This is a genomic window from Chryseobacterium sp. StRB126, from assembly GCF_000829375.1.
Classification (GTDB): Bacteria; Bacteroidota; Bacteroidia; order Flavobacteriales; family Weeksellaceae; genus Chryseobacterium.
The window spans coordinates 2,693,456-2,719,617 of the sequence record NZ_AP014624.1; the positions used below are offsets into that span (position 1 = coordinate 2,693,456).

Sequence of the window (26,162 nt, forward strand, 5' to 3'; positions counted from 1 at the left end):
CCATTTATTAAAGTCCATTTTGGCTACAGGTTCGTCCGTTTTGGCAACTCTTATCTTTTTTCTGATGCTGACCTTTGTCCTGTAATTTTAAACAAGAAAAAATGAAAACAATTTTTATAACAGGAGCTTCTACAGGATTAGGTAAAGCTACTGCACAATTATTTCAGCAAAAAGGATGGAAAGTAATTGCTACCATGCGAAATCCTGAAGCGGCATCAGATCTTGCTTCTCTGGAGAATGTAACGGTGCTTCCATTGGATGTTACCCAACCGGAACAGATACAGGCTGCCGTTAAACAATCACTGGGGTCCGGAGATGTGGATGTTGTTTTTAACAACGCAGGGTATGGTCTTTTGGGGCCTTTGGAAGCGCTGAGTGATGAGCAGATTGTGAGACAGTTGAATACAAATTTATTGGGTACAATTCGGGTTACTCAGGAGTTCATTCCTTATTTCAGAGAAAAAAAGAACGGGATGTTCATTTCAACAACATCCATTGGCGGATTAATGGCTTTCCCTCTGAATTCAATTTATCACGCTACAAAATGGGCTTTAGAGGGCTGGAGTGAAAGTATGGCTTTTGAATTGAATCAATTCGGGGTAGATATAAAAACTGTTTCTCCCGGAGGAATTAAGACAGATTTTATAAGCCGTTCTCTGGATTCTGCAACAAGTCCTGCCTATGAAGAAATGATTAATTCTCTGTATTCTGGCATGGAAGGAATGATGGAGGGAGCTTCTACACCGGAACAAATTGCAGCAGTAGTTTATGAGGCGGCTACAGATGGCAAAAAGCAGTTAAGATATGTAGCCGGTGAAGATGCCAATGCTTTATATGCGCAGCGGCTGGAATTGGGTGATGAGTTATTCAGAGAACAATTAGGTAAGCAGTTTATTTAATTGTCTGTCAGTTTTATACAGTGTATATTGAAATATTTTTTGCATTGCATTTCATGAAAAAATAATAACTTTATAATATGGAAAAGAAAGAAAATTCTATAATAAAAATTTCCTCAATATCGGAGTTACACAATTTGCTGCAGCTTCCGGGGCCGCTTCATCCATTGGTGAGTCTTATAGATAATGAAAAGATGAGCATAAAAGAGGATTGGGCGGGAAGAAGTTTTATGTTTAATTTCTATAAAATTTCCTATAAATATTCTACAAGCGGAAAAATGGGATATGGACAAGGATATTATGATTTCAATGAAGGCGGAATGATGTTTACGGCTCCGGGACAAATACTTTCTCCTGAAGAAAATGCAGAATACTGTGGCTGTACCCTTTTGATCCATCCGGATTTTATAAGAAACTATCCCCTGGCAAAAAATATAAAAAACCTTGGGTTCTTTTCTTATGATACCAATGAAGCTCTTCATTTGTCTGATCAGGAAAAGACAATTATGAAAGGGCTTCTGGACAGTATTAAAAATGAATTGAATACCGCCATTGATGAAGTAAGTCAGGATGTGATTATTTCCTATACTGAAGTTCTCCTCAATTACAGCAATCGTTTTTATAAAAGACAGTTCATTACCAGAAAAGCTGTGAATAGTGATCTGCTGACTAAAATGGAAAGAGTACTGGCGGATTATTTTAATGACCAGAAAACGTTGACAACCGGACTTCCTACTGTGGAGTTTCTGGCTTCGGAGCTCAATCTGTCGCCGCATTATCTCAGTGATATGTTAAGGAATCTCACAGGACAGAATGCTCAGCAGCATATTCATGAGAAGTTGATTGAGAAAGCAAAGGAGTATCTCACTGCAACTAATTTTTCAGTATCGGAGGTAGCTTATGCATTAGGATTTGAACATCCACAGTCTTTTAATAAATTATTTAAAAAGAAAACAGATCAAACCCCTTTAAGCTATAGACAGCTATTTAATTGAGCATAATAATGCCCAGCCGGTACGGCTGGGCATTCTCTTTAACGCATTTGGTAGAAAGAATAAGGTTTTGGATAGATAAAAGTATTTTTCAGGGAATGATGTTCCTTATTTTCATCATAAAAATCATTAAGCAATCAACCTTAAATCCAAATATTATGAAAAAATTAAACTTTATCTTATTCCTTTTTTCCGGAATAATATCCTATGCCCAGCCATCAATAACAAGAACTGGTGTTGACCGTGTTAACACTACAATTAGTCTCAAATCCGAAGATGTAAGCGGGACTACCATTACAGCCGGACCTTCCGGAGCTAATATTACTTGGGATTTTTCAGCGTATACGGGAACTAATCCCGTTGCTTATGTGAGCAGAGTATGTCCGGGACAGTCTAACTGTTTCAGGTTTCCGGGAGCCAACAGAATTACAACACTCACCAGTGTTGATTCCAATGATTTTAGTGCAATGACAGATACTGAAGCTACGATGTTGGGATCTTACTCAGGGCCTACGTTGGGAGATATTACGGTTACTTATGTCAACCCTTTGATTGAGTATAAGTTTCCGATTACTTATCAGCAGCAGTTTGATGATACTTATGAGTTCAACAGTGTTTCTGCAGCCATTGGGAATACAAATGAAACAGGGCAGGTGAGTGTTATTGTTGATGGTTATGGCACAGTAATTACTCCCAGAGGAACTTACCCCAATGTGTTGAGAATAAAAAGAATGAGAACGGCAACGCAAACTATTTCTGCTTCACCTTCACCTATTATCGCTACTTTTACCAATGAATCTTATCAATGGGTGAGCCAGACTGATGGGATGGTGTTAAGTTTTGCGATTAATACATTGGTGTTCAATGGAAATACCGATATATCAAAATCGGTATCCTATCTTGATACTGCAGTACTGTCAACAGTTGATTTGGATCGTACAAAAGGGGAGATCTCCGTTTATCCGAACCCAAGTACTGATTTTATTACGATAGCATCAAAAGAGGATATTAAAAAGGTTATAATCAGTTCTCTGGAAGGTACAACTGTTTTGACAGCCGAAAATTCTGGAAAAATTGATATTTCAAAGCTTTCCAAAGGGGTTTACATTCTTCAGGGAGAATTGAAGAATGGAACTGTTGTTTCAAAGAAAATAATCAAAAAGTAAACGGTTGTTGATATAGAATCAGACGTAAAAAGAACTTGCTTTTACGTCTGATTTTTATATTGTTAAACGATTTTGTTTCTCAAAAGATTGGTTTCAGCCCTTCAAAGAAACTTCCTTTTCTCTGATTAAGGTTTCAATTTTCTGTTTTGCTGTATTCCATTCATCATCCAGAATGCTGTAATAAGCTGCATTCCTTGTGGTTCCGTCATTCTGAATTTTATCTTTACGTAAGACTCCTTCAAATACACCGCCGATTTTTTCGATTGCTTTTCTGGATCTGAAGTTATTGTCTTTTGTTTTCAGCTGTACACGATTGGTTTTTAATACTTCGAAACAGTAGGTAAGTAACAGTAGTTTGCACTCCAAATTAATGGATGTTCCCCAGAATTCTTTGGTGATCCAAGTCCAGCCGATTTCTAATTTTTTATCTGAAGGATAGATTTCAAAAAATCTTGTGGAGCCTATCAGTTTTTGGGTTTCTTTGTGTCTGATAACGAAAGGATATTGGTTTCCGTTTTCTCTTTCTGATAAGGCGAACTCATAGTTTTGATAAAATATAGTTTTATTTGAACCGTCAGTAGGAATTAATGTCCAAAGCTCTTTATCTGCGGCAGCGGCATACAATTCTTCGAAATGTTCTTTTTCCAAAGGAATCAATTCAACGTTTGTTCCTTCTAAAATGGTGGGATGTGAAATCCATTTCTCCTTCATAAAATATTTTTTTGAATAGCTAATTTAATGAAAAACAGAGGATAATAGTATTGAATAAACTGGATTTTAATTTTAAATGAATAAAATTTCTACCTGGTGATATTTTCAATGGAATCAATTTGCCATTGATCTTTATTATTTTTGACAAGGGTGTACTTATAGGTCATCTCACAGTTTTTCAGGTGAAACTCTACATAAGATAGCTGAGAATTAACCGGTTTTACAATAAATTTTACTGCTTCAATATGGTTTAGGTCCGATTGATAATCGTCTTGGGTTTTGAAAAAATAATCATAATCAAATCCATGGGGAGGACCGTCATTAGCTGGGTTCTTTTTGAAATATTCATCACCCTCCACATAATTTTGTCTGTAAGTGGCCAGAAACTTTTCAGATAATAATTTACTGCTTTTCAGAAAGGATATTTCTTTATCAACCTGATCAAAATCTATAGCATAATTAACAGGAGTTTCATTTTCAGCCTGAGGACCGCCTTTTATGGTGTTGAAACGAGAAAGGTTATCTTCATTGTCTCTATACCATTTAACGAATGATTCTACTGTTTCAGCCGGAGAATGATCCTGAAGTTTAGATGTAGCAGGTTTTGCATTTTCGAGTTTAATGGTATCCGGTACAATGGGTGTTTTGATAGTATCTTTTTTTTTGCAGTGTATAAACAACAAACATGTTGCAGACAGTAATACTGTTTTCCTTGGCATGGTTAGCTTTCTTTTTAGGGACCAAAATTACAAAATAATGAACTAATTCGCCCATATGATATGATGCATTGAGATTAAAAAAGACTGTCACGAATGCACAAATTTTCTTAAAGCAGCCTTACTTTTTTATTCTATAATTTTCTCTGTAGGTATTAGCCGTAATGCCTGTACAACGTCTGAAATATCGACAAAATAGGGAAGAATCTACAAACTGCAGTTGGTTGCTGATTTCCTTAATGGAGAGTGAAGTTGTCTTGAGGAGCTCTTCAGCCTGTTTTATCACCCTATAGCTTATCCATTGTTTGATAGGTTTTCCGGTTTCTTTTTTTATCAAGCTGCTTAAGTACTGTGGGGAAAGGAGCAATTGGTCAGAATAAAATAATACACTTCTTTCTAAATGCCCATGTTTATTTAGTAATTCAAAAAACTGATCGATGATATCCTGACTTCTGGTTTGTAAAAGACTGTTGTTCTTGATGACTGGCAGATAGAGCTTTGAAACCAATTCCAGAAGGGCGTAGAGTAGATATTGTACTGATTCTACAGTGCTTTCCTCTTTGGTTTTGGAATGGTAATCATGAATTAATTTTACTGTGGACCAAGTAAGCTTTTTAGCTGTGGATTCAACTTTCATAACCGGATTGAATTTGATTTCATCACTGGCAAGAAGAACGGTCAGAAAGCTATAGGTGCTGATAAAGTCCAGAGAAATGTAAAATACAGATAATTCAAGATCATTGCTACAGGAAATATTGCCCAGGTCCGTATCCGGTAACAGCATGATGATGGAATGGGCCTGTATATAAAAGGGAAGGGTATTGATTTGAAGATCCAGCGTTCCGTTGGAAACAAAACAAAGCAACAGTTTATTCAGGTTTCCTGCTTTTGCATGAAACTCAAAGACATTGTTTATATTGTATTTTTCAATACATAATCCTTCAAAGTTGGGCTTTATCTCTATCATTATACAGTGGGATGACTTCTTAGAATGGTTAATAATTTCGCCATTGGTTTTCCTGCGATCAAAGGTAAGCAGTTAATTTTTCTTTTTGAAAGCGTTGTTTAAAATGGAATATAAAATATCAAAAATGGAATGTATTTTATTGGCTGAGTGTTCATAACTTCGCCAACGGAAATTTTAATCAAACCCTGTTATGATGCAAGAGAAAGAATCCTTGAATTCTAGAATGCCTACTGCCTGTTTTTTACTTTTCTTTGCCCACGGGCTTGTTTTCTCGTCATGGGCCAGCCGGATTCCCATTATTAAAGATGCTCTTTCCATCAATGAGGCACAGCTTGGGACTCTTTTGCTTCTGATGCCTATAGGTCAGCTTTCTACGATGATGCTATCCGGGAAATTGATCAGCAGATATGGAAGCAGCAGGATGATTAAAAGCTGCTTTTTATTGTATCCGGTTTTTCTTTTGCTGATTGGGCTTTCTCCTTCTTACTGGATGTTGGCAGCTGTTCTGTTTTTCTTTGGTGTTACGGGGAACTTGTGTAATATAGCAATCAATACACAGGCCATTGAAATAGAATCTATCACTAAAAGAACGTTGTTATCTTCTTATCACGGAGGATGGTGTTTTGCCGGATTGGTAGGCGCATTATTGGGACTGCTTGCTATTAATCTGCATATAGAAACGTTTCATCATTTTGTTCTTACGTTTATCCTTGTCACTCTGATCTGGGTGTACAGTAAGAACAATCTTACCAATGTTATCCATAAAGCTGAGCCACAAACTCAGTCTATTTTTAAATCTGTAAATCCTACATTGGTGGGACTGGGCATCATTGGTTTTTTAAGCATGGCCATTGAAGGTGCCATGTTTGACTGGAGTGGTGTTTATTTTCAAACCATTGTAAAAGCACCGCAAAAACTTGTTATATTGGGGTATACGAGTTTTATTTTAATGATGACTTTAGGAAGGTTTATTGGAAACAGGATTATTGAAAAGTTGGGAAAAAGAACTGTGTTGCAATTCTGTGGAGCCTTAATGAGTATCGGTCTTTTCCTGAGTGTTTTCTTACCCGAGTTATGGATTTGTATCATTGCCTTTATGATTATCGGGCTTGGGGCTTCTTTAAGTGTACCATCAGTGTACAGCACCATTGGTAAAGTAAATACGGTTGCACCTAGTATCGCACTGTCATTTGTATCCAGTATTTCATTTTTAGGCTTTCTGATAGGACCACCTTTGATTGGATATATTGCAGAAGGTTTAGACTTAAGGTATTCTTTCGGGCTTTTTGCCTGCTTTGGGATCTTATTGAGCATTATGGCCGGAAAGATGGATATATTCAGAAATAAAAATTAATCTGTTACGAAAAAATAAACGGTTTGTTTTCCCAAACAAGCCGTTTTATTTTTTATATCCAATTCTCTATAAGATGCAACCAAAAGGCTTTATCTTCATTGAAAAGGAAAACCGCTGATGCTTTTCTCCTGTTAGTTATTCCCTCCGTAGTCTGAATTTCAGTATAAGTGGCTATACCATGATGCTCAGAGCAGTGAATCTCTACATTTTCAATCTGAACGCTACGTTCCGGAAATTTTCCAAAAACAGTAGGAAGCCATTCTGAAAACATAAGTAACGTAGCAGTATTTCCGTCTCCATTAATCATTTTAAAATCAGGAGAAAATCCGGAAAGAATTTTTCTGAATAATGCCTCCTGGTCCAGGTCATTCCCCTGAAACCATTTTTCAATATTTTCACAGAAGTCTTTTAATTCTGCACTAATTTTTTCTTTGTTATTCATAGATTTAAAATTTATAATATTTTTTGTTAATAGAAATTAAGCATTAATATATTTGTGCAGCCTGCCATTTACGAATATGCCTATGATCTGAATAGCACCGATCATACAAACAGATAATGCAAATGCCTTTGGAAATCCCAATACATCAATCATATTGAAAAATAAAGTTCCGATGACTGCTCCTCCCATTACGCCACCTACCTGCATTCCGATACTTACCAGACCTGAAGCCTGTCCTGCTTTTTCTTTGGTCGTAAAAGTAATGGCAGTACGCATCATTACCGGCATAATTGTACCATGGCCTAACCCTGCTGTAAATAGGGTAATATGAGTGATGAAAGAAGGTTTTTGTTGAAAATAAAAGCACAATGCACTGAAAATAAAACCGCTCATTAATAGTCCCAGACCGATATAGATCATTGTATAGGTGGAAAGTTTTATTTTGGATACCATTAATGGGCCAAGGAAAAAGGCAATGCCGTAAGGGACAATGGCTAATCCTGTCTGCATAGAATCCTGTTGCAGAAATTCCTGCAGATAATAAGGATAACAAATAAACAAGCCTGAGGTGAAATTGTAAAAAAAGAGAATCAAAAGACTCAATGCAAAAGGCTTTTGCTGAAGTAATGTAGGGTCTATAAGGATCGGGCGATTATTTTTCAGAAGATACATTTCGTATCTGATAAAAACAACCAATAATGATATCCCTGATATCATAATGACAAATATCCACCATACCCATTGGTATTTCTGTCCAAAAATAAGAGGACATATCAACATCAGTAGCGCAAGAATCAGTAATAATGAACCTTTAAAGTCAATCCCTGAATTGGATTCCTTCTGATTATTGTCCATGGTGAAATGAATCCCTGCAATACAAATGATAGTGATGGGAACATTTACAAGAAATACCATTTCCCATGAGACACCATTCCAATGTATACTGAGAAGCAATCCTCCAAGCAACTGCCCAATCACAGATGCCAAGCCAAATACCGAACTAAAGAGACTTACTGCTTTGGGTTGCTCCTGACTGCTGAACAGGACTTTTATAGAGGCTAAAACCTGGGGAGCCAACAGGGAAGCACCAACTCCCTGAAATAACCTTGCGATGATAAGCCATGTTACAGTAGGGGAAAAGGCGCAGGCAAGAGAAGACAATAAAAAAGTATATAATCCCAGGGTGAAAATTCTCTTACGTCCATAGAGATCTCCCAGCCGCCCACCGCAAACTACCAGAGCTCCATAAGTGAGTCCATAAATGGCAATCACCATCTGTAGTTGGTGTTCACTCGCTTTGAAAGCATTTTTAATGGAAGGTAAAGCCATATTCACAATAAAATAATCCAGCGGTGAAAGAAAGGCTCCGGCAATCAGGAAATTGAGTGCCTGCCATCGTTTTGGATAAGTGTTCATATTTTTTTATGCAAAAATAACCTCCTTGTGTTCTGTTAAAATTGTACTTTTGGAGGAAAATATAGTGTACACTCATGAAAGGACTCCATCTTGAAGGAATTAACGTGAAAGAAATAAAGCTTAAAGGAGAAACTGTTTTTAAAACAACAACTTTTCTTTCATTTATCTATATCATAAAGGGAAAAGGGAAACTCCTGTATGATGAACGCTATATTGATTTTACAGAGGGTAAGCTATTTATTATTCCACAACAGGAATCTTATCGTTTTGAAAGTGAGAATGCAGATCTTATCAGCATAGAATGTCCTATTGAGTTTATTGATAAAATCCGTCTGGAAGCAGACCGCATTGAAAGTTGCGAAAACCTTTACAAACTGCAATACATCAGTAATAACTATCATGCCCGCGCCGGATGTGTGTTTAGGAATAAAAATGATGAAGATTTTGCAAAGGCCCTTATTCTTCAGATTGCCAATGAATTCAGGAATAGGGTAGAAGATTATCTTATCATCCGTAACTGTATTTCAATCCTGCTTAATCTTATTGCCAGAAATATCATCCAAAGTGAGACTTCAGACCTTCAGGAAAATAAAAAAGCTTTTTCTATTATGAAGATCATCACTTATATTCAAAAACATATAAAAGATAGAGAAAAAACCGGAATTCAGGTTATTGCAGATCATTTTGGAATTTCCGGAAATTATTTCGGAGAATATTTTAAACAGCAGACCGGAGTTTCTTATCAGGATTATTTACTGGATTACCGGCTTAAATTGGTAGAAACCTATCTGAAGTACAGCAGTGCAAGGCTTAGTGAGATTGCTTATGAATTACAGTTCAGTGATGAGAGTCATCTTTCTAAACTCTTTAAAAAGTACAGAGGGATAACTCCCGGTGAATACAGAAAGAAAAATAGGTAAAAAGTACTGCTTAGATCTATTTCTTTGGTGATGTAAATTATTGATTTATTGTATTTTAAATTTATTTTGAAAATTAACATAGTTAACTATATAGTCTACTATGTATTTTTATATATTTACATCAAAGATAATTAAGATGGATTTTGACTTTATTAAAGAATTAGGTTATAAAGCATTGGATAGCAGATTGAAAAGAATAAGTGATAGAATGTCTCATGATGTTAGAAAGTTTTACAAGGAGTTCGGAATTGATGTGGAACCTAACTGGTACCTGGTTTTTATGCTGCTTCAAAAAAGAGGGGAGATCTCCATTACGGATATTGCAGAACCCTTGGGATATTCTCATCCGTCTGTAGTGGTTATTGTAAAGAAAATGACAGAAAAAGGATATCTGATGATTAAGAAAGATCATGAAGATAAGCGTAAACAGATGATTTCTCTATCTCCAAAAGCTATTGAAATGCTTCCCCAGTTAGAACAGGTTTGGGACAGTTGCGAAAAAGCTATTTTAAAATTACTGTCAGAGGATTTATCTATTTTTTCTTACCTGGATGCAATAGATCAGGAACTGAAAAACGAATCTTTCCATCTTCGTTTCAAAAAAGAATATTTAAAATCAATAGAATCATGAAAACACTACTTCTCTTTATCGCGCTAATTTTCTCTAATCTTATGATTTCTGCTACTGAAACCAAAGTGATGGTAAGAGCAAAAGCAAAGGATGCTAAATTTATCGGAAGCTCATTGGGCGGCGCTCACATCATTGTCAGAAATAAACTGAACCAAAAGATTTTAGCAGAGGGAAATACCACCGGAAATACCGGGAACACTGACCTGATTATGAAAACTCCCAAAGTAAGAGGGAATTCAATTACAGATGATCAAACAGGAGGATTTGTAGCAACAGTTGATATTGAAGAACCCACATTGGTTACAATAGAAGTGATTTCTCCATTGAACAGCAGACAGGCACAGGCGGTTGTAAGTACCGAGTTATGGCTGATTCCAGGGAAAAATATTTTAGGAGAAGGAATTATTCTCGAAATTCCAGGATATATTATTGATATTTTAAAACCGAGAACCCATCAGTATATTGCATTGAATACCATTAAGGATAAACCATTCCTGTTTCAGGCCAATATTGTGATGATGTGCGGCTGTGTGATTGAGAAAGGTGGGGTATGGAATTCTGACGAGATTGAAGTGAAAGGAATTCTGAAGAAAGACGGGAAATTCGTTAAAAATATTGATATGTCGTGGGTGTCCACCAACTTATTTGAAGGAACCCATCTCATTAATACTCCGGGAAATTATGAACTTATCTTGTATGCTTATCATGAGAAAACTGGTAATACCGGAGTAGATAAGGTAAACTATGTGGTTTTTGAATAAGGATAAAATTAAAATCAGAGTTATTGAGTGTTTGTCAAGAGGATGATTCCCCAGAAAAAATCATCAGGAGGTAAAGAATCCCAATGGTTATAGGCATGTCCGGAATCCGATTTGTAATGAAGTGTATATTTTCCCTGCGGAAGAATGATCTCCTGATTTACTTTCTGATTTTTCACAGCTCCGCCAGCATGAGAAGATGGCTGATTCTGCATTTGCCATACCATTCTCCCCGAAAAATCTTCAATCCAACCGTAATCACACCATGAGCTGCCGTTTCCTGAACAGTTTTCACCTACACCCAATATGTTTATGGAGGTAGGATGGGAAAGACTGAAAGTACGGGTAAGATTTTTATCAATCCCGACATTTTGGATTTCTGCAATAACCTTTTCCGATGGGTGGTATGGCTTTGCATTAAACTTATTTCTTTTCTTATACTCCTCATATAACTTTTGGGCTTTTAGGGTATCATTATTTAAGATAGCCATGGAAGCTTTACTTATTAATTCCTTATTTTCCAGCTGATGATCCGGATGTCTGTTTTCGTCAATAAAAAAATGATAGAAAAGGCTTCCGACAGGTGACATCATCAGATCTCCGTCACCAAGCGGAAATGGCTGGCTGAGCCTGTCTGTGTTACATATTACAGCTAGAGTAAGCTTTTGTGATGGTACTTTTATAAAGAGAGCCGACTCTCCATTGGTTTGTCCATAATGCCAATAATAATCTCTTCCTTTATAAGATTCCACAAACCAGCCCAATCCATAGGGTGTGATAAAACCTGACTCGGTTCTGTTAGGAGTAAAAACCAGTTTTTGTCCTGCTTTCGAAACAAGCTGATAACGATCAATAGCATCCGAATATTTCAACAGATCAGCAACACTTGTTGCCAGTCCGCCAAATGCACCAAATTCATTAAGATACTCAATCCGTTTAATATCACCTGAAGAAGTCAGTTCATAAGGTTTAGCAAGTCTATTGAAGGTTGTCTGGAAAAAAGAAAGAACGGAAGGGTTTGCAGAACTAAATTCGTCCACTTGTTCAGGGGTAATAGATGGCGCAGAGGATGTCATTCTCAGAGGTATCAGTATATTTTCTGACAATAACCGGTAAAAAGGAAGGCCGGATATTTTTTCCAGAATTGGCCCCAGTAATCCATATCGATATCCATTATACTGAAAATGAGATCCCGGAATTTCCTCAGAAGTATGGGTAAGCAGATGTTTTACTGTGATTCCGGGATTATTCAGATTGATCCCGTATTTCTCTACAGGATCATCCAGTTTCAGTTTTCCTTGTTCTACAAACTGCATTACCAGGGTAGAGGTAAAAGTTTTTGTTACGGATGCCACCCGAAAAGTTGTTTGCGCTGTAGCCGGAATATGTTTTTCCAGATCTGCAAATCCATAACCTTTTTGAAGCAAAACAATATTTCCTTGCTTTAAAGCAACGGCCATTCCGGGTATTTTTAATTGGGTACGGATAGAATCCAGCGCAGTACTGAATTGCTCTACCTTTGTTTGTTGGGCTTCAATAAAATTAGATGTAATCATCAAAAATAAAAAAGTCAGTTTTTTCATAGATTGAAACTGAAGAGATTGAACTAAGACTTCATTTTCTCCAAATAAAACTAAACAGATTTTTCTGATTATACAAATGTAATCAATTGTTTTTCAGTAGAGAAAAAAGAAATCCGGAAAATATCTATTTGTTTTTTGTTCCTGTTGCGTTATAAACATTTGTTGAGCTGTTTCCATTACTGTCCACATGGGTAATATAACTTTTATATTTATATCTTTCCCGTCATAATATTGTACTCCGGTTAGATTGTGGTCAGACTTGCTGGGATCATTTGTATAGTATTGAATTTACCTCTTGAAATAGGATATATCCGTATGAAAAAATATCTTATTTTTATCAGATCAGGAAAATGACTATTCCTGACTCTAACAGTAAACTAATTATCATGGATGTCTCATTGAAAAATTACGGATGAGATCAAGAAATTATGAAGAAATATTTTTTATTAGGTTTGATATTATCCTTGCCAGCTCATGCAGAGAAGAACACGGAGCAGGTTATATTCCATCAGAATAACCCCACAACGGTTCAGGAAATCCGATATTTTGAGGATGAACCTCGTTATGGTGCTTATATTTCCAGCAGCAACTGTTCTTTTGAAGTCTTAATTAATGATATTCCTGTTATAAAACATATTGATACCTCCGGTAGCGGTTTGGCCGGTTCTTATTTTCCGCTGAATGAAGGGATTACTAAAAAAGGAAATCAGAAAATTACCATTAAAATGACTCCGGGATTTAATCAGGATAAGAATGTTTTAAATACGGAGCTTTCTCCCAATTCAGAAATACAGGTGAAGATTGTAAAATCACTGAAAAATAAGACGGGAAACTCTGAAGAAGACGAAGTGAGAAAATATTCAACATCTAAAAAGAAACGGGTAAATAACAATACTTTTGAAGATGCATTCACTTTTTTTGCAGACATTCCTTATCATATAGAAACTCTTGAAAATGCTGAGGTTTTACTAACCGATGATAAAGATAAACTGCAGGCTCTCGAGCAGGAAGTAGCTGCTAAATACAATAAAATAAGAGATATTTACATGACCGGCTCATGGAGCACATTGGCAACGATTTATTATAGCAGAGAAAAAAGAGTAGCAAAACAACTGGACTTACTGCCAAATGAGATAAAGGATAGATGGAATGAATATGTATTCCGAACAAATACTGATATTACATTTTTTGATTTAAAACCAATTGAAGACTATAAAATGACCTTTTATGCTGATGGTAAAATCGTATGCCTGCAGAAAATCAATAATGAAAAATCAGCTCTTTGGGGAGGTTTTAAAAGAAAAGGAAAGGATAATATAACGACAACTTACATTACCCTTTACCTTTATCGTCCCAAAGGAACTAAGGATCTGGAAGTATATTAAAATTTTATAAAGAATCAGTGATGGCTAATCCTGTGATGGTGTCTAGCCATTCTTTTCTCTCCTTTGCTGTTAATTCATACAACGGACCTATAAAATGGTTCTCAATGTGTGAAACGCCACAATATTCTAAAATACCTTTCTTGAGCTGAATAAGTCCGCTTGACTGATATTCATCCTCATAAACCTTGAGGGATAGATCCCCTGCTGTAGTAATGATTCTTGCTGATTTTGCATTCAAGAGCCCTTTGCGGTCTCCTTTCTTATCGTTTTTAAAAGCAATTCCGGGGAGAAATGTTCTATCAAAGAACCCTTTCATGATAGCAGGCATACCCAGCCACCAAACAGGATGTATCCACACCGATGCTCACTCCATTGAATATCTTCCAGGGCTTTTACAAGATCAGGCTCCAGTTCCATGCGCTGACAGTAGCCAAATTGCAGATTAGGATTAAATTTCAGTTGTCCAATGGCGATATACCGCACCTCAGCACCGGTAGCTCTACTAGAATTGATATAGGATTCTGCAATAGCAGAATTAAAACTTTCCTGATTCGGATGTCCGTTAATAACGACAATTTTTTTCATGATTTCCGAGTTAAAATACGGTTAAATAATTTGACTTGTTGTTGGTGAAAAGCTTCAGAGAGCTGGCAAGGAAAGAAATCAAAAGCGTGTACAGCGCCTTCAATTTCCAATAGAGTAACTGAAATTCCTGCATCCTGTAATTTTTTCGCATACTCCTTTCCTTCATCTTTTAGTGGATCAAATTCACATAGAATAATGGTAGCCTCAGGAAGGTTTTTAAAATTATTCTCCTGGCATGGAACAGAATACCGAGGGGGATGAGCTGTTGAAGGTTGTAAATAATGTTTCCACATCCATTCAGCAGCTTTTTTAGTCTGCATAGGAGCATGGGCCAGTTCATTCATTGATGAGGTTTTCAATAGATGATCTGTCGGAGGGTACAATAAATATTGATGCAGGATGTTTATTTCCTCTTTATCTCTGGCATAATGAGTTATGGAAGCCGCAATAGTAGCTCCGGCACTGCTTCCGCCGATCATTATCCTGTTTTTATTTCCTCCAATTTGGTCAGCAGATTCTGATAACCATAATAAAACATCATAACCATCTTCCATAGCAGCAGGGAAGGGATGTTTGGGAGCTAAACGATAATCTACGGAGACAATTGCTGCGTCAATGTCCAAAGCCAATCGATAAAAGATAAAATCATATTGTTCCGGTGTTCCGTATATGAAAGCTCCTCCATGAAAATAGAGCAGTACCGGTAAGTTTTGCTTTCCTTTTGGTTGGTAAGCTCTAAGTCTTATATTTCTTTGGGGTTCAGAAGAAGGAATACAGATGTTCTCTACAGAAAGAGATGAAGGAACAGGCGGTAATTCTTCCATTGTCATTACAGCCATTTCTTCTTCTCTGATCTTTTCTGGATGATTGGCCAATAAATATTCATAGTTAATTCCGTTAAATGGACTGTCAGTAATAGCTTTTAAAAGTTCAGTATCTATTTTTTCCTGCATTACAAATCAATTTTGTATCGCAAAAATAGACTGATAAACTAGGTGAAAACAGGTATATTTAAAGCTTATTTAGGTACCTTTGTGCTATGGCAAGAGAAAATATATACCAGTCCCTTGAAGTTTTTTATGAAAAGATAGATCAGTGCCCGTTAAAGGACAGGCAATTCAATTTTTTTGAATTGGTGTATGTGATTTCCGGAATTGGAGATCATATCGTTAATGAGAATAAAATTGCTTATGCTGCCGGGGACCTGTTTTTAATTACTCCTAATGACTATCATGGCTTTGATCTGAATGGAATCTGTGAGTTTATGGTGATTCGTTTTGGGGAAAACTACATTAAAGAATACCAGTGGAAAAGTATAGATCATATCGAATGCCTTTTATATTATGCCTCCCATTTATCAGGCTCGGTACTTGTGAATAACGAGGATAAAAAAATGATAAGCTTGCTCATTCAGAATTTACAGCAGGCCATAGAACATGAGTCAATATATAATGAAGATCTTACCCGGCATCTGGTGAATGCAATCATTGTGATTGCAGCAAGGAACATTGCAGTTATCAAACCTGAGAATATCTCATCCAATACAGATGTCCGTATTCTTCAGATTCTGGATTATATTCAGGAAAATATACGTCAGCCTAAACTTCTGAAAGTAGAAACCATTGCTAATGAGTTCGGATTATCTGCAACGTATCTTGGCAGTTATTTTCGTAAACAGTGTAATGAGTCGATCCAGCAATATCTCTCTTCCTATAAAATTCGTTTGATAGAACATCGATTACGCTTCAGTGATAAAAGAGTTCATGAAATTGCCGATGAGTTTGGATTTGCGGATGAAAGCCATATCAATAAGTTTTTCAAAAGACATAAAGGGAAAAGCCTTAAAGCCTATAGACTGGAGTCAACTTAGATTAAAGTGCATTAAATACCTCCATAATGGCTTCAATAAGCCCTTTATCTACTTTAGATTCTGATGAGGTATCCTGTACAAGCGCCCGCATATTGCCTGAATCATCCCGTTCAAAAACCACTTCGTTACCCTTTACATCTACATAGAATTTATAACCATGGGTAAATGTTGCCAGTTTTACATTGAAAAGCTCTTCTTTTCCTTTATAGGTTACGGGGAGTTCAAATTCTTCCATTATTATTTAATTGGTGCAAATGTCGGAAATTTTTGATTAATGTAAAGGAATATAAAGCCATATTAAACAAGTAAAAGAAGAGAAAATATATATATTTGTGAGAATTAATACATGAAAATATTATTAATTATTTTATAATAGGCAGTAAATCAAATCGCTGTTGATATAGAAATGTAAAACAGGTAAAGAAACACGGGGCTTACTCGATTATGCAGAATTATATAGACATAGAAACAATACCTAATTGTAAAATTGAAGAGGGAAAATTTGAATGGGGAGAGCCTTATCAGGATTATACTCCTGTTTTTATTTTAAAAAGATTTTCATCTTCCAAACTAGAAAATTCAATAATTATTTTTGGCGAAAATAATTGTAAACAGCAGTTATTATCTCTGTATAATGTAATTATCAATCACGAAGAATTAGAAAGAATTGAAAATTATACAGAAGAGGAATTGAGTAGAAAAGCCCTGTTAGAGTTAATTAATTTTTATATCAACAAAAATGAAAATCTACTGGCTCCATGGGATAAATACACGATTGGTCTTATGGAATATGATTATATAGAATATATTGAAAAACAGTTGAAAGATTGTTTTTGCTATGTCAAAATATAATTATAGAACCTTTTATAATGTTAGATAAATTATTTTTATCAGATTGGTAGTGTTTCATAAACTATGTAGGTTTAAAATTAATAACAAGTTATTTTCGTAAAAATTTTTTGAGCTCTGAGGGCTCAAAATTTTCCAGAATATACTACTATAATTGACGAACTTTCTTAAGCTGATAAGTAATGAAAGTTTATCTCATTTTAGTTTTTTCTGAATAAGTTTTTTTTCAATTATTTAACAATGTGCAGTTTATTGATTTCAAAAAAACATTTAAAAACCGTATTAATAAATTTGATGCGGTTTTTAAATGTTATAGTAAAATATGTATTCTTGGTAAGCCGGATAACAGATTATTATTTTCCAGCTGTCTTAAAAAGCAATTCAAGATCTGGTTATTAATATCAACTTTTATTTCAAAATCAAAACGGGCAAATTGGTATTTTGATAAAGCCCTTCAGAAATACTTCTGCTCGCCATATAATAAAGGAAACTATGTTTGCCCGGCAAAGCAATAATAAGATCTGTATTGTTTGAAGCAGCAAAAGTTAAAATCCCATTGATCACATTTTCATCATAGGAATAATGAATACTGCTCGGAATTTCCGTTAAATGCTGTCGGATATAGTCTTCAAGTTCTTTCTTTTTATCAGAGTTGATTTCCGTTTTTTCTTTAGTATTGATATTCAGGAATGACAGATGTACATCATGTTTCTGAATAATTGATTTATGATGGAACAGCCTTTCAAGCTTTTTAATGCCATTGATATCACAGGGAATTACAATATTGTGAATGCTATTATATTGATGGCTATTGGGAACAATCAAGGCTTTAACAGGACTTGTTCTTGCAATACGGATAATATTTTCGGACACAAAACTTTCATTGGAGGAAGTGGAATCATCACTTCCCAAAATGATCATTTCGATCGACGGCTCATTTTTCAATACTTCATTGATACTTCTGGTAATCGCCCAGTCACTTAAAAGCCTGGAGACTTTTACCTCTGGTGAAATCTCTGCAACGACTTGACTTAACTGGTCAAATCGTAATTCTGTTCTTTCTAAAAGGCTATTGACACTTTCTTCATTGACGAATGAGTGACCTTCTGCAATATGCAGATAATCAAATTCTGATTCTCCGGCAATTTTTAAAAGGATGATGTTTTGGTATTCATAGTATTTTGCCCATTCTGCAGCAGCTTTTACAGCATTTTCTGTAGTAGGGGTAAAGTCAATAGGTACAAGGATTGTTCTCATTTTATCTATTTTTTAAATCCTGATTATTCGAGGTTGGCGGTCATTTTTTTTACCAAAAGAAGTGCTTTGCTGATTTCATCTTGATGAAGATCACCGGCTGCTTTTTTGTACAATTCTAATGCCCATGGATATACTTTTTCTATCAATTTTCTTCCTTTTGAAGTAAGAAAAATCTGTTTATTTCTTCTGTCATTTTTATAGGCAATCCGTTCTACCAGTTCCCGCTTCACAAGAACATTAATAAGATAGGTAATGCTCGATTTATCTTTACTTACCTTATTGGCTATTTCCTGTTGATTGATCCCGTCGTTCCTGGAAAGAAGCCCAAGAATTTCAATCAGTTCAAAAGAAAGATCCGGATCGTATTCATTAACGCGAGCCTGAATCTTTTGCCGTAAACGGCTCTTCATTTCAGTCATTGCCCAACCTAACTCTAAGGCTAGTTCAGATATGTTATTTTGATTTTCAGACATATTGTGATAAATAATGGTAAGCCTTAAGTAAAGTATGAAGCTCTATGTTTATGCTTCCTAACAAATGTACGGAAATTAGTTTTAATTTCAACTAATCACCAAAAACATCATGCCAATAATGACTGTCGGTAGATATACATAGATAATGTTAGTTTTATTTTCCTGATGAAAATGAAAGTTCTGAGTTTATTGATAGTTTGCGGTATTAGGATTCTGTGAGTGGCCCCAACGGATGATTTCTCGAATTTTTTTTAAAGAGGATTTATTAAGAATAGAAAGCATTTATGAATATTTGGATGGAGAAGATACAGCATTTGGATTCCAGTATTGAATCCGGAAACTAAAGAGGAACTAATGCAGAAGGTTCCGAAGTTTGAAAGAGCATTCCGACTGATGATGCAACGGGGTGGTTTATACAGAATGTGTAAATCATCTTTTTTATTTAGAATAAAATAAAGGGTTATTTATTAAACTAGTTAAATGTACATTATATCTCATTACTCTAAATTTACGGTATCAAAAAGACGGAGATTTTGGATTCATTAAGATTCTTGTTTATTTCCGATTTGAACATTAAATCAATTTCAAGAAATATAAAGATATTGTCGATGGAAGCTCCGGTGATGATGTAATGGGAAAATTAAACAATCACTTTTTTTAATGTGAAACATGTAAAGTATGTAGGCTTGGATTTTATTATCTAAGTCTATTTTTTTTGTTTGTAATTAAAACATTTTTTTGTTTTAAATACTTGTTTGTTAGTTGTTTGATATGTTTCGTAATTGAATTTCATCAGGTTGAAATTAGGTTCTATTACAAAGGGTGAAAATAAATTCAACTTTTTATCATAAAAAATAATTTATTAAACTAGTTAAATGTGTAGGCCTTCTGACTGTTCTAAATTTGCCATATCAAAATCAAACAAATACTCAGTAAGATTTTAAAATTTAGAATAAAATTCTTACTAAACAACATTAAAAAGTTAAACATTATGAAAAAGTTAATCTTAACATTCGCAGCAGTAGTAGTATCGGTAACAGCATTCGCTCAGAACGCAGGGAAATCAATGCTGAACCCAACAAACCACGCTTTGGTTTTAATTGACCACGAAGGACAGATGGCATTCGCAACAAAAAGTATCAGCATGGAAGAACTGAGAAATAATGTAGCCTTAATTTCCGGAGGTTCAAAGATCTTCAATGTTCCTACAGTGGTAACTACAGTGGCAGAAAAATCGTTCGCAGGACCTGTTTTTCCAGAAATTTCAGAAGTTTATCCTGAAGCAACAAGTGGATATGTGGATAGAACTACGATGAACACTTGGGAAGATGTAAATGCTCATAAAGCAATCACAGGAAAAAATAAAAAGAAACTGGTTCTTGCAGGTCTGTGGACAAGCGTTTGTGTGGTAGGTCCGGCTTTATCTGCTATTGATGAAGGGTATGAGGTGTATATTATCACAGATGCTTCTGGTGACATTTCTAAAGAAGCTCATGACCAGGCAGTTACAAGAATGGTTCAGGCTGGTGCGCGTCCGATTACATCTGTTCAGTATGTTCTTGAATTACAGAGAGATTGGTCTAGAAAAGAAACGTATAAACCAGTGAATGATTTAATGAAAAAATATGGTGGTGCTTACGGTCTAGGAATCCAGTATGCGCAGGATATGCTTAAACACTAATCAATTTCAACAATGGCAGGTTGAAAACCTACCTGCCTTTTCTTTTTCAAACCACTAAAAGTAAATTATGAAATCAGTACATAAAATTCTATTCTCAATTGTGTTAGGAGCAGGATTGATGAATGCTCAGAAAGCTGACTTAATTGTAACCAACGGAAAAATAACAACGATGGATGATAAAAATCCGGAAGTTCAGGCAGTTGCCATTAAAGATCATAAAATTTTCCGGACAGGAACGAATACTCAAATTTTAAAACTAAAAGGAAGTTCTACAAAATTAATTGATGCTAAAGGAAACAGAGTGATTCCCGGATTATTTGATAGCCATTTACATGTAATTCGTGGGGGAAGATTTTATAACACAGAGCTTCGGTGGGACGGTGTGAAAACCTTGAAGAGAGCTTTAGAAATGCTGAAGGAGCAGGCCCGGAGAACGCCGAAAGGACAATGGGTAAGAGTGATTGGTGGTTGGAATGAATATCAGTTTGAAGAAAAAAGATTGCCAACTTTGGCAGAAATCAACGAAGCAACGGGTGATGTTCCAGCTTTTGTGATGTATCTCTACGGAAAAGCCTGGTTAAATAAAGCTGGTTTAAAGGAATTAAATATTAACGGAGACACACCCAATCCGTCTCAGGGTTTAATTGAAAAAGACAGCAATGGTGACCCTACTGGTTTGTTGGTTGCAGAACCTAATGCCTTTATTCTGTACTCAACTTTAGCAAAATTACCTGAATTATCAGAGGCGGAAAAAGAAAATTCTACATTACAGTATATGACTGAACTCAATCGTCTTGGAGTAACTGCTGTGATGGATGCGGGTGGTGGTTTTCAGAATTTCCCTGACGACTACGGAACAACGGATGCTCTGAATAAGCAGGGAAAGATTACGGTTAGATTACCCTATTATTTGTTTGCTCAAAAGAAGGGTTCTGAATTGTCTGATTATACAAAATGGACCGGAATGGTTGATATTGATGACCACGGGCATAATGACCATAATGAAATTGATTATCATGTGAATGGAGGTGGAGAAAACCTGGTTTCAGATGGTGCCGATTTTGAAAATTTTCTTTTTCCAAGACCAGAATTACCTGCAACAATGGAGAAAAATATGAAAGATGTGGTGAGTCTTTTGGTGAAAAAAAGATGGCCTTTCAGAATTCACGCAACCTATAATGAAAGTATTACAAGGTTTTTAAATGTCATTGAAGAAGTCAATAGAGAAACCCCTTTGAACGGATTGGTTTGGTTTATTGATCATGCTGAAACAGTGTCTGAAGAAAACATGAAAAGAATTAAGACTATGGGCGGAGGCATTGCAGTGCAACACAGAATGGCCTATCAGGGTGAAAGTTTCATCCACCGCTATGGTAAAAAAGCTGCTTTGGCTTCTCCACCGGTAAAGAAAATGCTTGAAATGGGAATTCCTGTGGGGTTGGGAACAGACGGAACGAGAGTGGCAAGTTATAATCCGTGGGTTGCTTTATATTGGGTTACTTCAGGAAAAACTTTGGGTGGAACTCAGGTTATGGCAAAAGAAAATGCTCTGGACAGAAAAACAGCTTTATCACTTTCTACTTTTGGAGGGTATGAGCTTATAAAGGATTATGAAAAAGGAAAAATCAAAGAAGGATATTTCGCAGACCTTACCATTTTAGACAGAGATTATTTCAGTGTTAATGAAGAAGAAATTAAAGATATTACTTCAAAATTAACCATTGTTGACGGAAAAGTAGTGTATGGGGACGAAACATACAAGCATGTTGCTCCAGCTTCGCTTCCTGTACTTCCTGAATGGTCTCCTGTAAAATATTACGGCGGATATCAGACCAAATAACGAAACTAAAAGCTGCTTCGTTCCAAAATTCCCCTCCTTTGGAAGGGGGGCGAAAATTCAAAGAATTTTTGACGGGGTGGTTTAAAAGAATACACTATCAAATACGATCCAATCATTTTCAAACTTACAACTATGAAAAAGCTCATCGAAACCATCAACAATACGAGCCTTGAAGGAAAATTAATTCACATTGCATTATTTATTTTCAGAACAGCATTATCATTAGAATTAATTTTTGCTCACGGACTGAAAAAACTCGGAATAGGTGTTGTGGAAGCGGAAAAGGTTCCCAATCCATTAAAGCTTCCGGAAGCATTCAACAGTCTTTTTGCTGACGCTGCTAACTTGTTTTTTCCTGTATTTGTCATCTTCGGATTATTTACAAGAGTAGCAATTTTACCAATATTAGCGGTGACTTTAACCGGATATTTTGTTCTTCATTGGAATGATGCTTTACTGATAAAAGACACACCGTTTATGTATAGTTTATGTTATTTGTTTCTGCTTTTTGTGGGTCCGGGGAAATATTCGATTGATCATTATATAAGAAAAAAAATAAAATGAAAAAGCTGATTAAGATAGTATTGATTGTTCAGATTATTCTTCCCATTGTGGTTTCAGCACAATTTAAACTCATGAGGTTTGATGAGAATTATGCAACTTACCGGGATTCAGCTAAAACATTTTATAATTCTCTGAAATATATTCCGCTTTCTGAAGATAAGAGCAGTAAATATTTATCCTTAGGCGGAGAAGCAAGAGCGGAATTTGTGGAATTTAATAATGAAGACTGGGGCAGATTGGGCATTGGAAGCAATCCTTTTTTTATCCAGAGATATACAGTTCATGGTGATTTGCATTTAGGTTCAAGGGTAAGGGTTTTCGGGCAGTTGAGAAGTGCTTGGGAGTACGGAAGGAAGAACGGGCCAAGACCAATTGATGAAGATCATCTTAATGTTCAGAACCTCTTCCTGGATGTGGATGTCGTTAAAAATGAAAAAGAAAAATTAACTGTTCGTGCGGGAAGACAGGAACTGGATTATGGAAGCGGAAGATTAATTTCTGTGCGGGAAGGTCCAAACTTAAGACTTTATTTTGATGGATTGAAATTAATGTATCAAAGAGGAAACTTCAAATCAGATGCTTTTATGATGATGGCAAGCGAAATTAATACCGGAGCTTTTGATAATAAGATTTCAAAATCTGTAAGCCTTTGGGGAAGTTATAATACCTTGATTCTTCCGGAAAGTGGGAATTTAGAATGGTATTATCTGGGAATTCACAGAAAGGAATCTCGTTTTGAAGATGGAATAGGAGATGAGACAAGACATACTTTAGGCGGCCGGTTTTGGAAATATGGAGGTGGTTTTATTTACAACTTTGAAATGGCGTATCAGTTCGGGAACTTTAATAAAGGAACAATAAGTGCATGGACAGCTTCTGCGGATATAGGGTATATGTTTGAAAATGTGAAAGGAAAACCCACCATCAATCTTCGTAACGATTATATTTCAGGCGACAAAAACAAAGGTGATGGAAAATTGGAGACTTTCAATCCGCTCTATCCGAAAGGTGGGTATTTCGGATTCAATCCACAAATAGGACCAGTGAATCTTATCGATATACATCCTTATGCAACCATAGATTTGAGTAATAAAATAACAGTTCAGGCAGATGTGGTTTTCAATTGGAGATATTCTTTACAGGATGGTGTTTACAGGCCAAGCGGCTCATTAAATCTTACTTCAATGAACTCTAAAAAGAGATATATCGGAACCGCTTTTTTAGGGAGTTTTAATTATAAAATCAATAAATTTTTGACCTTCAATACAGGGATCCAGTATTTCAAAACCGGAGCATTTGTAGATGATATTATCGAAAATGATAAAGACGGACTTTTTATTAATTCAAGAATAGTATTCAAATTTTAATGGATCAGATCTTTTTAATTATCTCACGTCAATGCTGAGAATTATTTCTAAAACTAACTTTGATAAATACTAAAAATTAAACATTTAAAACAATTATTATGAAAAATATAGTAAAGAATACGTTGTGTAAATCCATGTTAATTACCGGGTTAATTTTTTCAACTTTAACTTTTTCTCAAACAACAACTGCAAATTCCTCTGTAGTTCCCACTGCAGTTGGAGCTTCAAAAAACTGGGGTTCTGTTGATGGGATTTCAATGATTGGATTGGTTCAGGGACCATCTTCTGCAGATGCTCAATTACAGGTTGCCTGTGTTTTTGAATATACGGATAATGACATCCACAGTGCTCAGGCATTGCCCGCCAACCTGAACGGATTGGTGCATTTGGATGAAGCTTTGAAAGGAGAATTTACAAAAATAAGACAAGGAGGTTACTTCAAAGGGCATTCTTTGGAAACAATTTTGATTTCTCCTCCAAAAGGTTCCATGTCTGCAAAAAGACTGTTGCTAATCGGTTTAGGAGACCGAAACAAATTCACTCCTGAATTGATGACATCTGTGGGAGAGGTTGCAGCACGTGAAGCAATGAGATTAGGGGTAAGTAATTTTGCCTTTGCAAGCGATTTAAAAGATGCCGGTATTGATTCTCCAACAGCTCTGGTAGCAGGAAACGTAGTAAGAGGTATTGTGAATGCAAACCGCTCCGAAGTTTATTTGAAAGAACATAACCTTTCCAAAACTAAGAAATTAGAAAAAGTATATCTTCTGGCAGGACCTTCATTCTTTGAAGTTGCTGGAGGAGGAATTAAAGATGCTATTGCGGAAGTTAAGAAATAGCTTTACTTTCATAGATCTAATTCACTGAAAAGTATTAATTAAATAAATATTCCTATTCAATAACAATGGCGTCTACTGGAAACAGTTGGCGCCATTTGGTTGTGTGTAACAAGGACAAAAGTATCTTCAAATCCTTTTATTGATGAGTGGGTTAGTCTGTGTCGGATTAAGCAAAAATGATAACTCTCATTCATCATATTCTATCAAGCTATCATACATATTGGGAGATAATGTTTTTGTTAAAGCCGGCATAATATGATTATCTCCATGAATTCATTTTATAATTTGAAAAGTTATTTTTCATATCTTATATTCTGTCTTCAAGGGCTTTAATGCCTGCATGCAGGTACATTTCTTTTTCAGATTCATTCAGAATATAAATGATATCAAATCCTGGGCTGGGATTGGGAATAGGAACAGATAATTCAATATTGCCGTCCTCTTCAAAAACATAATATTTCCAATCTTTCTTTTCTAATAGTTTCTTTTTATTCATAATTTTAATCAATTTTTATGAAAGATGTAGATGAACAAGCCAGAAAGGTAAGCCTAGCATGGTTAGATAAAACAGGCAAAGACGTATTGTAACTTTCCTAAGCGATAATAATAGAAGGAAAGAGGTGTTTTCTGACTGTTATATTACAAGTTTATCTCCTACTGAATATAGACTCAATTCTTGTAATAATATGTGGGAGTACTCCCAAAATGAATAAAGTACTTTACGTAGTATGGGATATCCGGTCATAATAGTATTTTTATAATACTTTGGTTGAGATAGTTTATTGTTGGGTAATCTTCCCTTCTTTGGGAAGGCTTCAGTTTCAAGATTACTTGGAATTACCTTTTTTTAGAGTGCATTATGAATTAAAAATGGATTCTTATATCTTAAATACTTTTAGA

The 26,162-nt window shown here is 35.6% G+C and carries 28 protein-coding genes; 15 read left to right on the plus strand and 13 right to left on the minus strand.

What is annotated here, in order from left to right:
* Positions 1-101: 101 nt before the first annotated feature.
* From CHSO_RS12165 to CHSO_RS12175, 3 genes are all read left to right on the plus strand, one after another.
* Positions 102-899: an SDR family oxidoreductase gene (locus CHSO_RS12165; protein ID WP_045496254.1), complete on the plus strand. Its 798-nt coding sequence runs from the start codon at positions 102-104 to the stop codon at positions 897-899.
* 77 nt (positions 900-976) lie between these two features.
* Positions 977-1,891, plus strand: a complete 915-nt coding sequence (locus CHSO_RS12170) for a helix-turn-helix domain-containing protein (RefSeq protein WP_045496256.1) — start codon at positions 977-979, stop codon at positions 1,889-1,891.
* Between the two features lie 155 nt (positions 1,892-2,046).
* Positions 2,047-3,054, plus strand: coding sequence for a T9SS type A sorting domain-containing protein (locus tag CHSO_RS12175; protein WP_171817645.1), 1,008 nt, complete (start codon positions 2,047-2,049; stop codon positions 3,052-3,054).
* A gap of 93 nt (positions 3,055-3,147) precedes the next feature.
* On the opposite strand, the gene CHSO_RS12180 is transcribed toward CHSO_RS12175, so the two are convergent.
* The 3 genes from CHSO_RS12180 to CHSO_RS12190 form a co-directional block, all read right to left on the minus strand.
* Positions 3,148-3,765: a GNAT family N-acetyltransferase gene (locus tag CHSO_RS12180; RefSeq protein ID WP_045496260.1), complete on the minus strand. Its 618-nt coding sequence runs from the start codon at positions 3,763-3,765 to the stop codon at positions 3,148-3,150.
* Between the two features lie 89 nt (positions 3,766-3,854).
* On the minus strand, positions 3,855-4,484 hold the full coding sequence (locus CHSO_RS12185) for a DUF3828 domain-containing protein (RefSeq protein ID WP_045496262.1): 630 nt from the start codon (positions 4,482-4,484) through the stop codon (positions 3,855-3,857).
* A gap of 118 nt (positions 4,485-4,602) precedes the next feature.
* On the minus strand, positions 4,603-5,448 hold the full coding sequence (locus CHSO_RS12190) for a helix-turn-helix domain-containing protein (protein WP_232509194.1): 846 nt from the start codon (positions 5,446-5,448) through the stop codon (positions 4,603-4,605).
* 193 nt (positions 5,449-5,641) lie between these two features.
* Here CHSO_RS12190 and CHSO_RS12195 point away from each other — a divergent pair, with 193 nt between their 5' ends.
* Positions 5,642-6,802 (plus strand): MFS transporter, encoded by a 1,161-nt coding sequence (locus CHSO_RS12195; RefSeq protein WP_045496264.1) that lies wholly within the window; start codon positions 5,642-5,644, stop codon positions 6,800-6,802.
* A gap of 52 nt (positions 6,803-6,854) precedes the next feature.
* Here the strand turns inward: CHSO_RS12195 and CHSO_RS12200 are convergent, their stop codons facing one another.
* Both CHSO_RS12200 and CHSO_RS12205 read right to left on the minus strand, forming a co-directional pair.
* Complete coding sequence (locus tag CHSO_RS12200) at positions 6,855-7,244, minus strand: hypothetical protein (RefSeq protein ID WP_045496266.1); 390 nt, start codon at positions 7,242-7,244, stop codon at positions 6,855-6,857.
* Positions 7,245-7,280: 36 nt separating this feature from the next.
* Positions 7,281-8,660, minus strand: coding sequence for an MFS transporter (locus CHSO_RS12205; protein ID WP_045496268.1), 1,380 nt, complete (start codon positions 8,658-8,660; stop codon positions 7,281-7,283).
* Between the two features lie 74 nt (positions 8,661-8,734).
* On the opposite strand from CHSO_RS12205, the gene CHSO_RS12210 reads away from it, so the two are divergent.
* The 3 genes from CHSO_RS12210 (at position 8,735) to CHSO_RS12220 (ending at position 10,972) form a co-directional block, all read left to right on the plus strand.
* Positions 8,735-9,580 (plus strand): AraC family transcriptional regulator, encoded by an 846-nt coding sequence (locus CHSO_RS12210; protein WP_045496271.1) that lies wholly within the window; start codon positions 8,735-8,737, stop codon positions 9,578-9,580.
* Positions 9,581-9,716: 136 nt separating this feature from the next.
* Entirely contained in the window at positions 9,717-10,211 is a 495-nt protein-coding gene (locus CHSO_RS12215) for a MarR family winged helix-turn-helix transcriptional regulator (RefSeq protein WP_045496273.1), read from the plus strand.
* Positions 10,208-10,972 carry a hypothetical protein gene (locus CHSO_RS12220; RefSeq protein WP_045496274.1) on the plus strand — a complete coding sequence of 255 codons (765 nt, stop codon included), beginning with the start codon at positions 10,208-10,210 and terminating at the stop codon, positions 10,970-10,972. Before CHSO_RS12215 ends, CHSO_RS12220 begins: the two co-directional genes overlap by 4 nt.
* Before the next feature lie 20 nt (positions 10,973-10,992).
* On the opposite strand, the gene CHSO_RS12225 is transcribed toward CHSO_RS12220, so the two are convergent.
* Complete coding sequence (locus CHSO_RS12225; RefSeq protein WP_045496275.1) at positions 10,993-12,552, minus strand: serine hydrolase domain-containing protein; 1,560 nt, start codon at positions 12,550-12,552, stop codon at positions 10,993-10,995.
* 428 nt (positions 12,553-12,980) lie between these two features.
* Here CHSO_RS12225 and CHSO_RS12230 point away from each other — a divergent pair, with 428 nt between their 5' ends.
* Complete coding sequence (locus tag CHSO_RS12230) at positions 12,981-13,937, plus strand: hypothetical protein (protein ID WP_045496277.1); 957 nt, start codon at positions 12,981-12,983, stop codon at positions 13,935-13,937.
* 4 nt (positions 13,938-13,941) lie between these two features.
* On the opposite strand, the gene CHSO_RS26415 is transcribed toward CHSO_RS12230, so the two are convergent.
* Genes CHSO_RS26415 through CHSO_RS12240 form a run of 3 tightly spaced genes read right to left on the minus strand, consistent with a single transcriptional unit; the run spans position 13,942 to position 15,475 of the window.
* Entirely contained in the window at positions 13,942-14,253 is a 312-nt protein-coding gene (locus tag CHSO_RS26415; RefSeq protein WP_262483770.1) for an NAD(P)H-dependent oxidoreductase, read from the minus strand.
* Positions 14,250-14,522, minus strand: coding sequence for an NAD(P)H-dependent oxidoreductase (locus CHSO_RS26420; protein ID WP_262483771.1), 273 nt, complete (start codon positions 14,520-14,522; stop codon positions 14,250-14,252). The genes CHSO_RS26415 and CHSO_RS26420 overlap by 4 nt, the downstream gene beginning before the upstream one ends.
* A complete protein-coding gene (locus CHSO_RS12240; protein ID WP_045496278.1) occupies positions 14,519-15,475 on the minus strand; it encodes an alpha/beta hydrolase in 957 nt (318 codons plus the stop codon). The genes CHSO_RS26420 and CHSO_RS12240 overlap by 4 nt, the downstream gene beginning before the upstream one ends.
* 86 nt (positions 15,476-15,561) lie before the next feature.
* Here CHSO_RS12240 and CHSO_RS12245 point away from each other — a divergent pair, with 86 nt between their 5' ends.
* Positions 15,562-16,392, plus strand: a complete 831-nt coding sequence (locus CHSO_RS12245) for an AraC family transcriptional regulator (protein WP_045496281.1) — start codon at positions 15,562-15,564, stop codon at positions 16,390-16,392.
* 1 nt (position 16,393) lies between these two features.
* On the opposite strand, the gene CHSO_RS12250 is transcribed toward CHSO_RS12245, so the two are convergent.
* Positions 16,394-16,627: a hypothetical protein gene (locus tag CHSO_RS12250; RefSeq protein ID WP_045496283.1), complete on the minus strand. Its 234-nt coding sequence runs from the start codon at positions 16,625-16,627 to the stop codon at positions 16,394-16,396.
* Positions 16,628-16,836: 209 nt separating this feature from the next.
* On the opposite strand from CHSO_RS12250, the gene CHSO_RS12255 reads away from it, so the two are divergent.
* Positions 16,837-17,244, plus strand: a complete 408-nt coding sequence (locus CHSO_RS12255; protein ID WP_045496285.1) for a hypothetical protein — start codon at positions 16,837-16,839, stop codon at positions 17,242-17,244.
* A gap of 405 nt (positions 17,245-17,649) precedes the next feature.
* On the opposite strand, the gene CHSO_RS12260 is transcribed toward CHSO_RS12255, so the two are convergent.
* Positions 17,650-18,498 (minus strand): universal stress protein, encoded by an 849-nt coding sequence (locus CHSO_RS12260; RefSeq protein ID WP_045496287.1) that lies wholly within the window; start codon positions 18,496-18,498, stop codon positions 17,650-17,652.
* Between the two features lie 23 nt (positions 18,499-18,521).
* Complete coding sequence (locus tag CHSO_RS12265) at positions 18,522-18,971, minus strand: MarR family winged helix-turn-helix transcriptional regulator (protein ID WP_045496289.1); 450 nt, start codon at positions 18,969-18,971, stop codon at positions 18,522-18,524.
* A 991-nt stretch (positions 18,972-19,962) separates the two neighbouring features.
* Here CHSO_RS12265 and CHSO_RS12270 point away from each other — a divergent pair.
* The 5 genes from CHSO_RS12270 (at position 19,963) to CHSO_RS12290 (ending at position 25,262) form a co-directional block, all read left to right on the plus strand.
* Positions 19,963-20,652, plus strand: a complete 690-nt coding sequence (locus tag CHSO_RS12270; protein ID WP_045496291.1) for a hydrolase — start codon at positions 19,963-19,965, stop codon at positions 20,650-20,652.
* Between the two features lie 67 nt (positions 20,653-20,719).
* Entirely contained in the window at positions 20,720-22,492 is a 1,773-nt protein-coding gene (locus CHSO_RS12275; RefSeq protein WP_045496293.1) for an amidohydrolase, read from the plus strand.
* A 132-nt stretch (positions 22,493-22,624) separates the two neighbouring features.
* Complete coding sequence (locus CHSO_RS12280; protein WP_045496295.1) at positions 22,625-23,056, plus strand: DoxX family protein; 432 nt, start codon at positions 22,625-22,627, stop codon at positions 23,054-23,056.
* Entirely contained in the window at positions 23,053-24,423 is a 1,371-nt protein-coding gene (locus CHSO_RS12285; protein ID WP_045496297.1) for an alginate export family protein, read from the plus strand. Before CHSO_RS12280 ends, CHSO_RS12285 begins: the two co-directional genes overlap by 4 nt.
* Before the next feature lie 98 nt (positions 24,424-24,521).
* Positions 24,522-25,262 (plus strand): M17 family peptidase N-terminal domain-containing protein, encoded by a 741-nt coding sequence (locus CHSO_RS12290; protein ID WP_052480582.1) that lies wholly within the window; start codon positions 24,522-24,524, stop codon positions 25,260-25,262.
* Between the two features lie 307 nt (positions 25,263-25,569).
* Here CHSO_RS12290 and CHSO_RS12295 read toward each other — a convergent pair whose 3' ends face one another.
* A complete protein-coding gene (locus CHSO_RS12295) occupies positions 25,570-25,758 on the minus strand; it encodes a hypothetical protein (RefSeq protein ID WP_045496300.1) in 189 nt (62 codons plus the stop codon).
* Between the last annotated feature and the right edge of the window lie 404 nt (positions 25,759-26,162).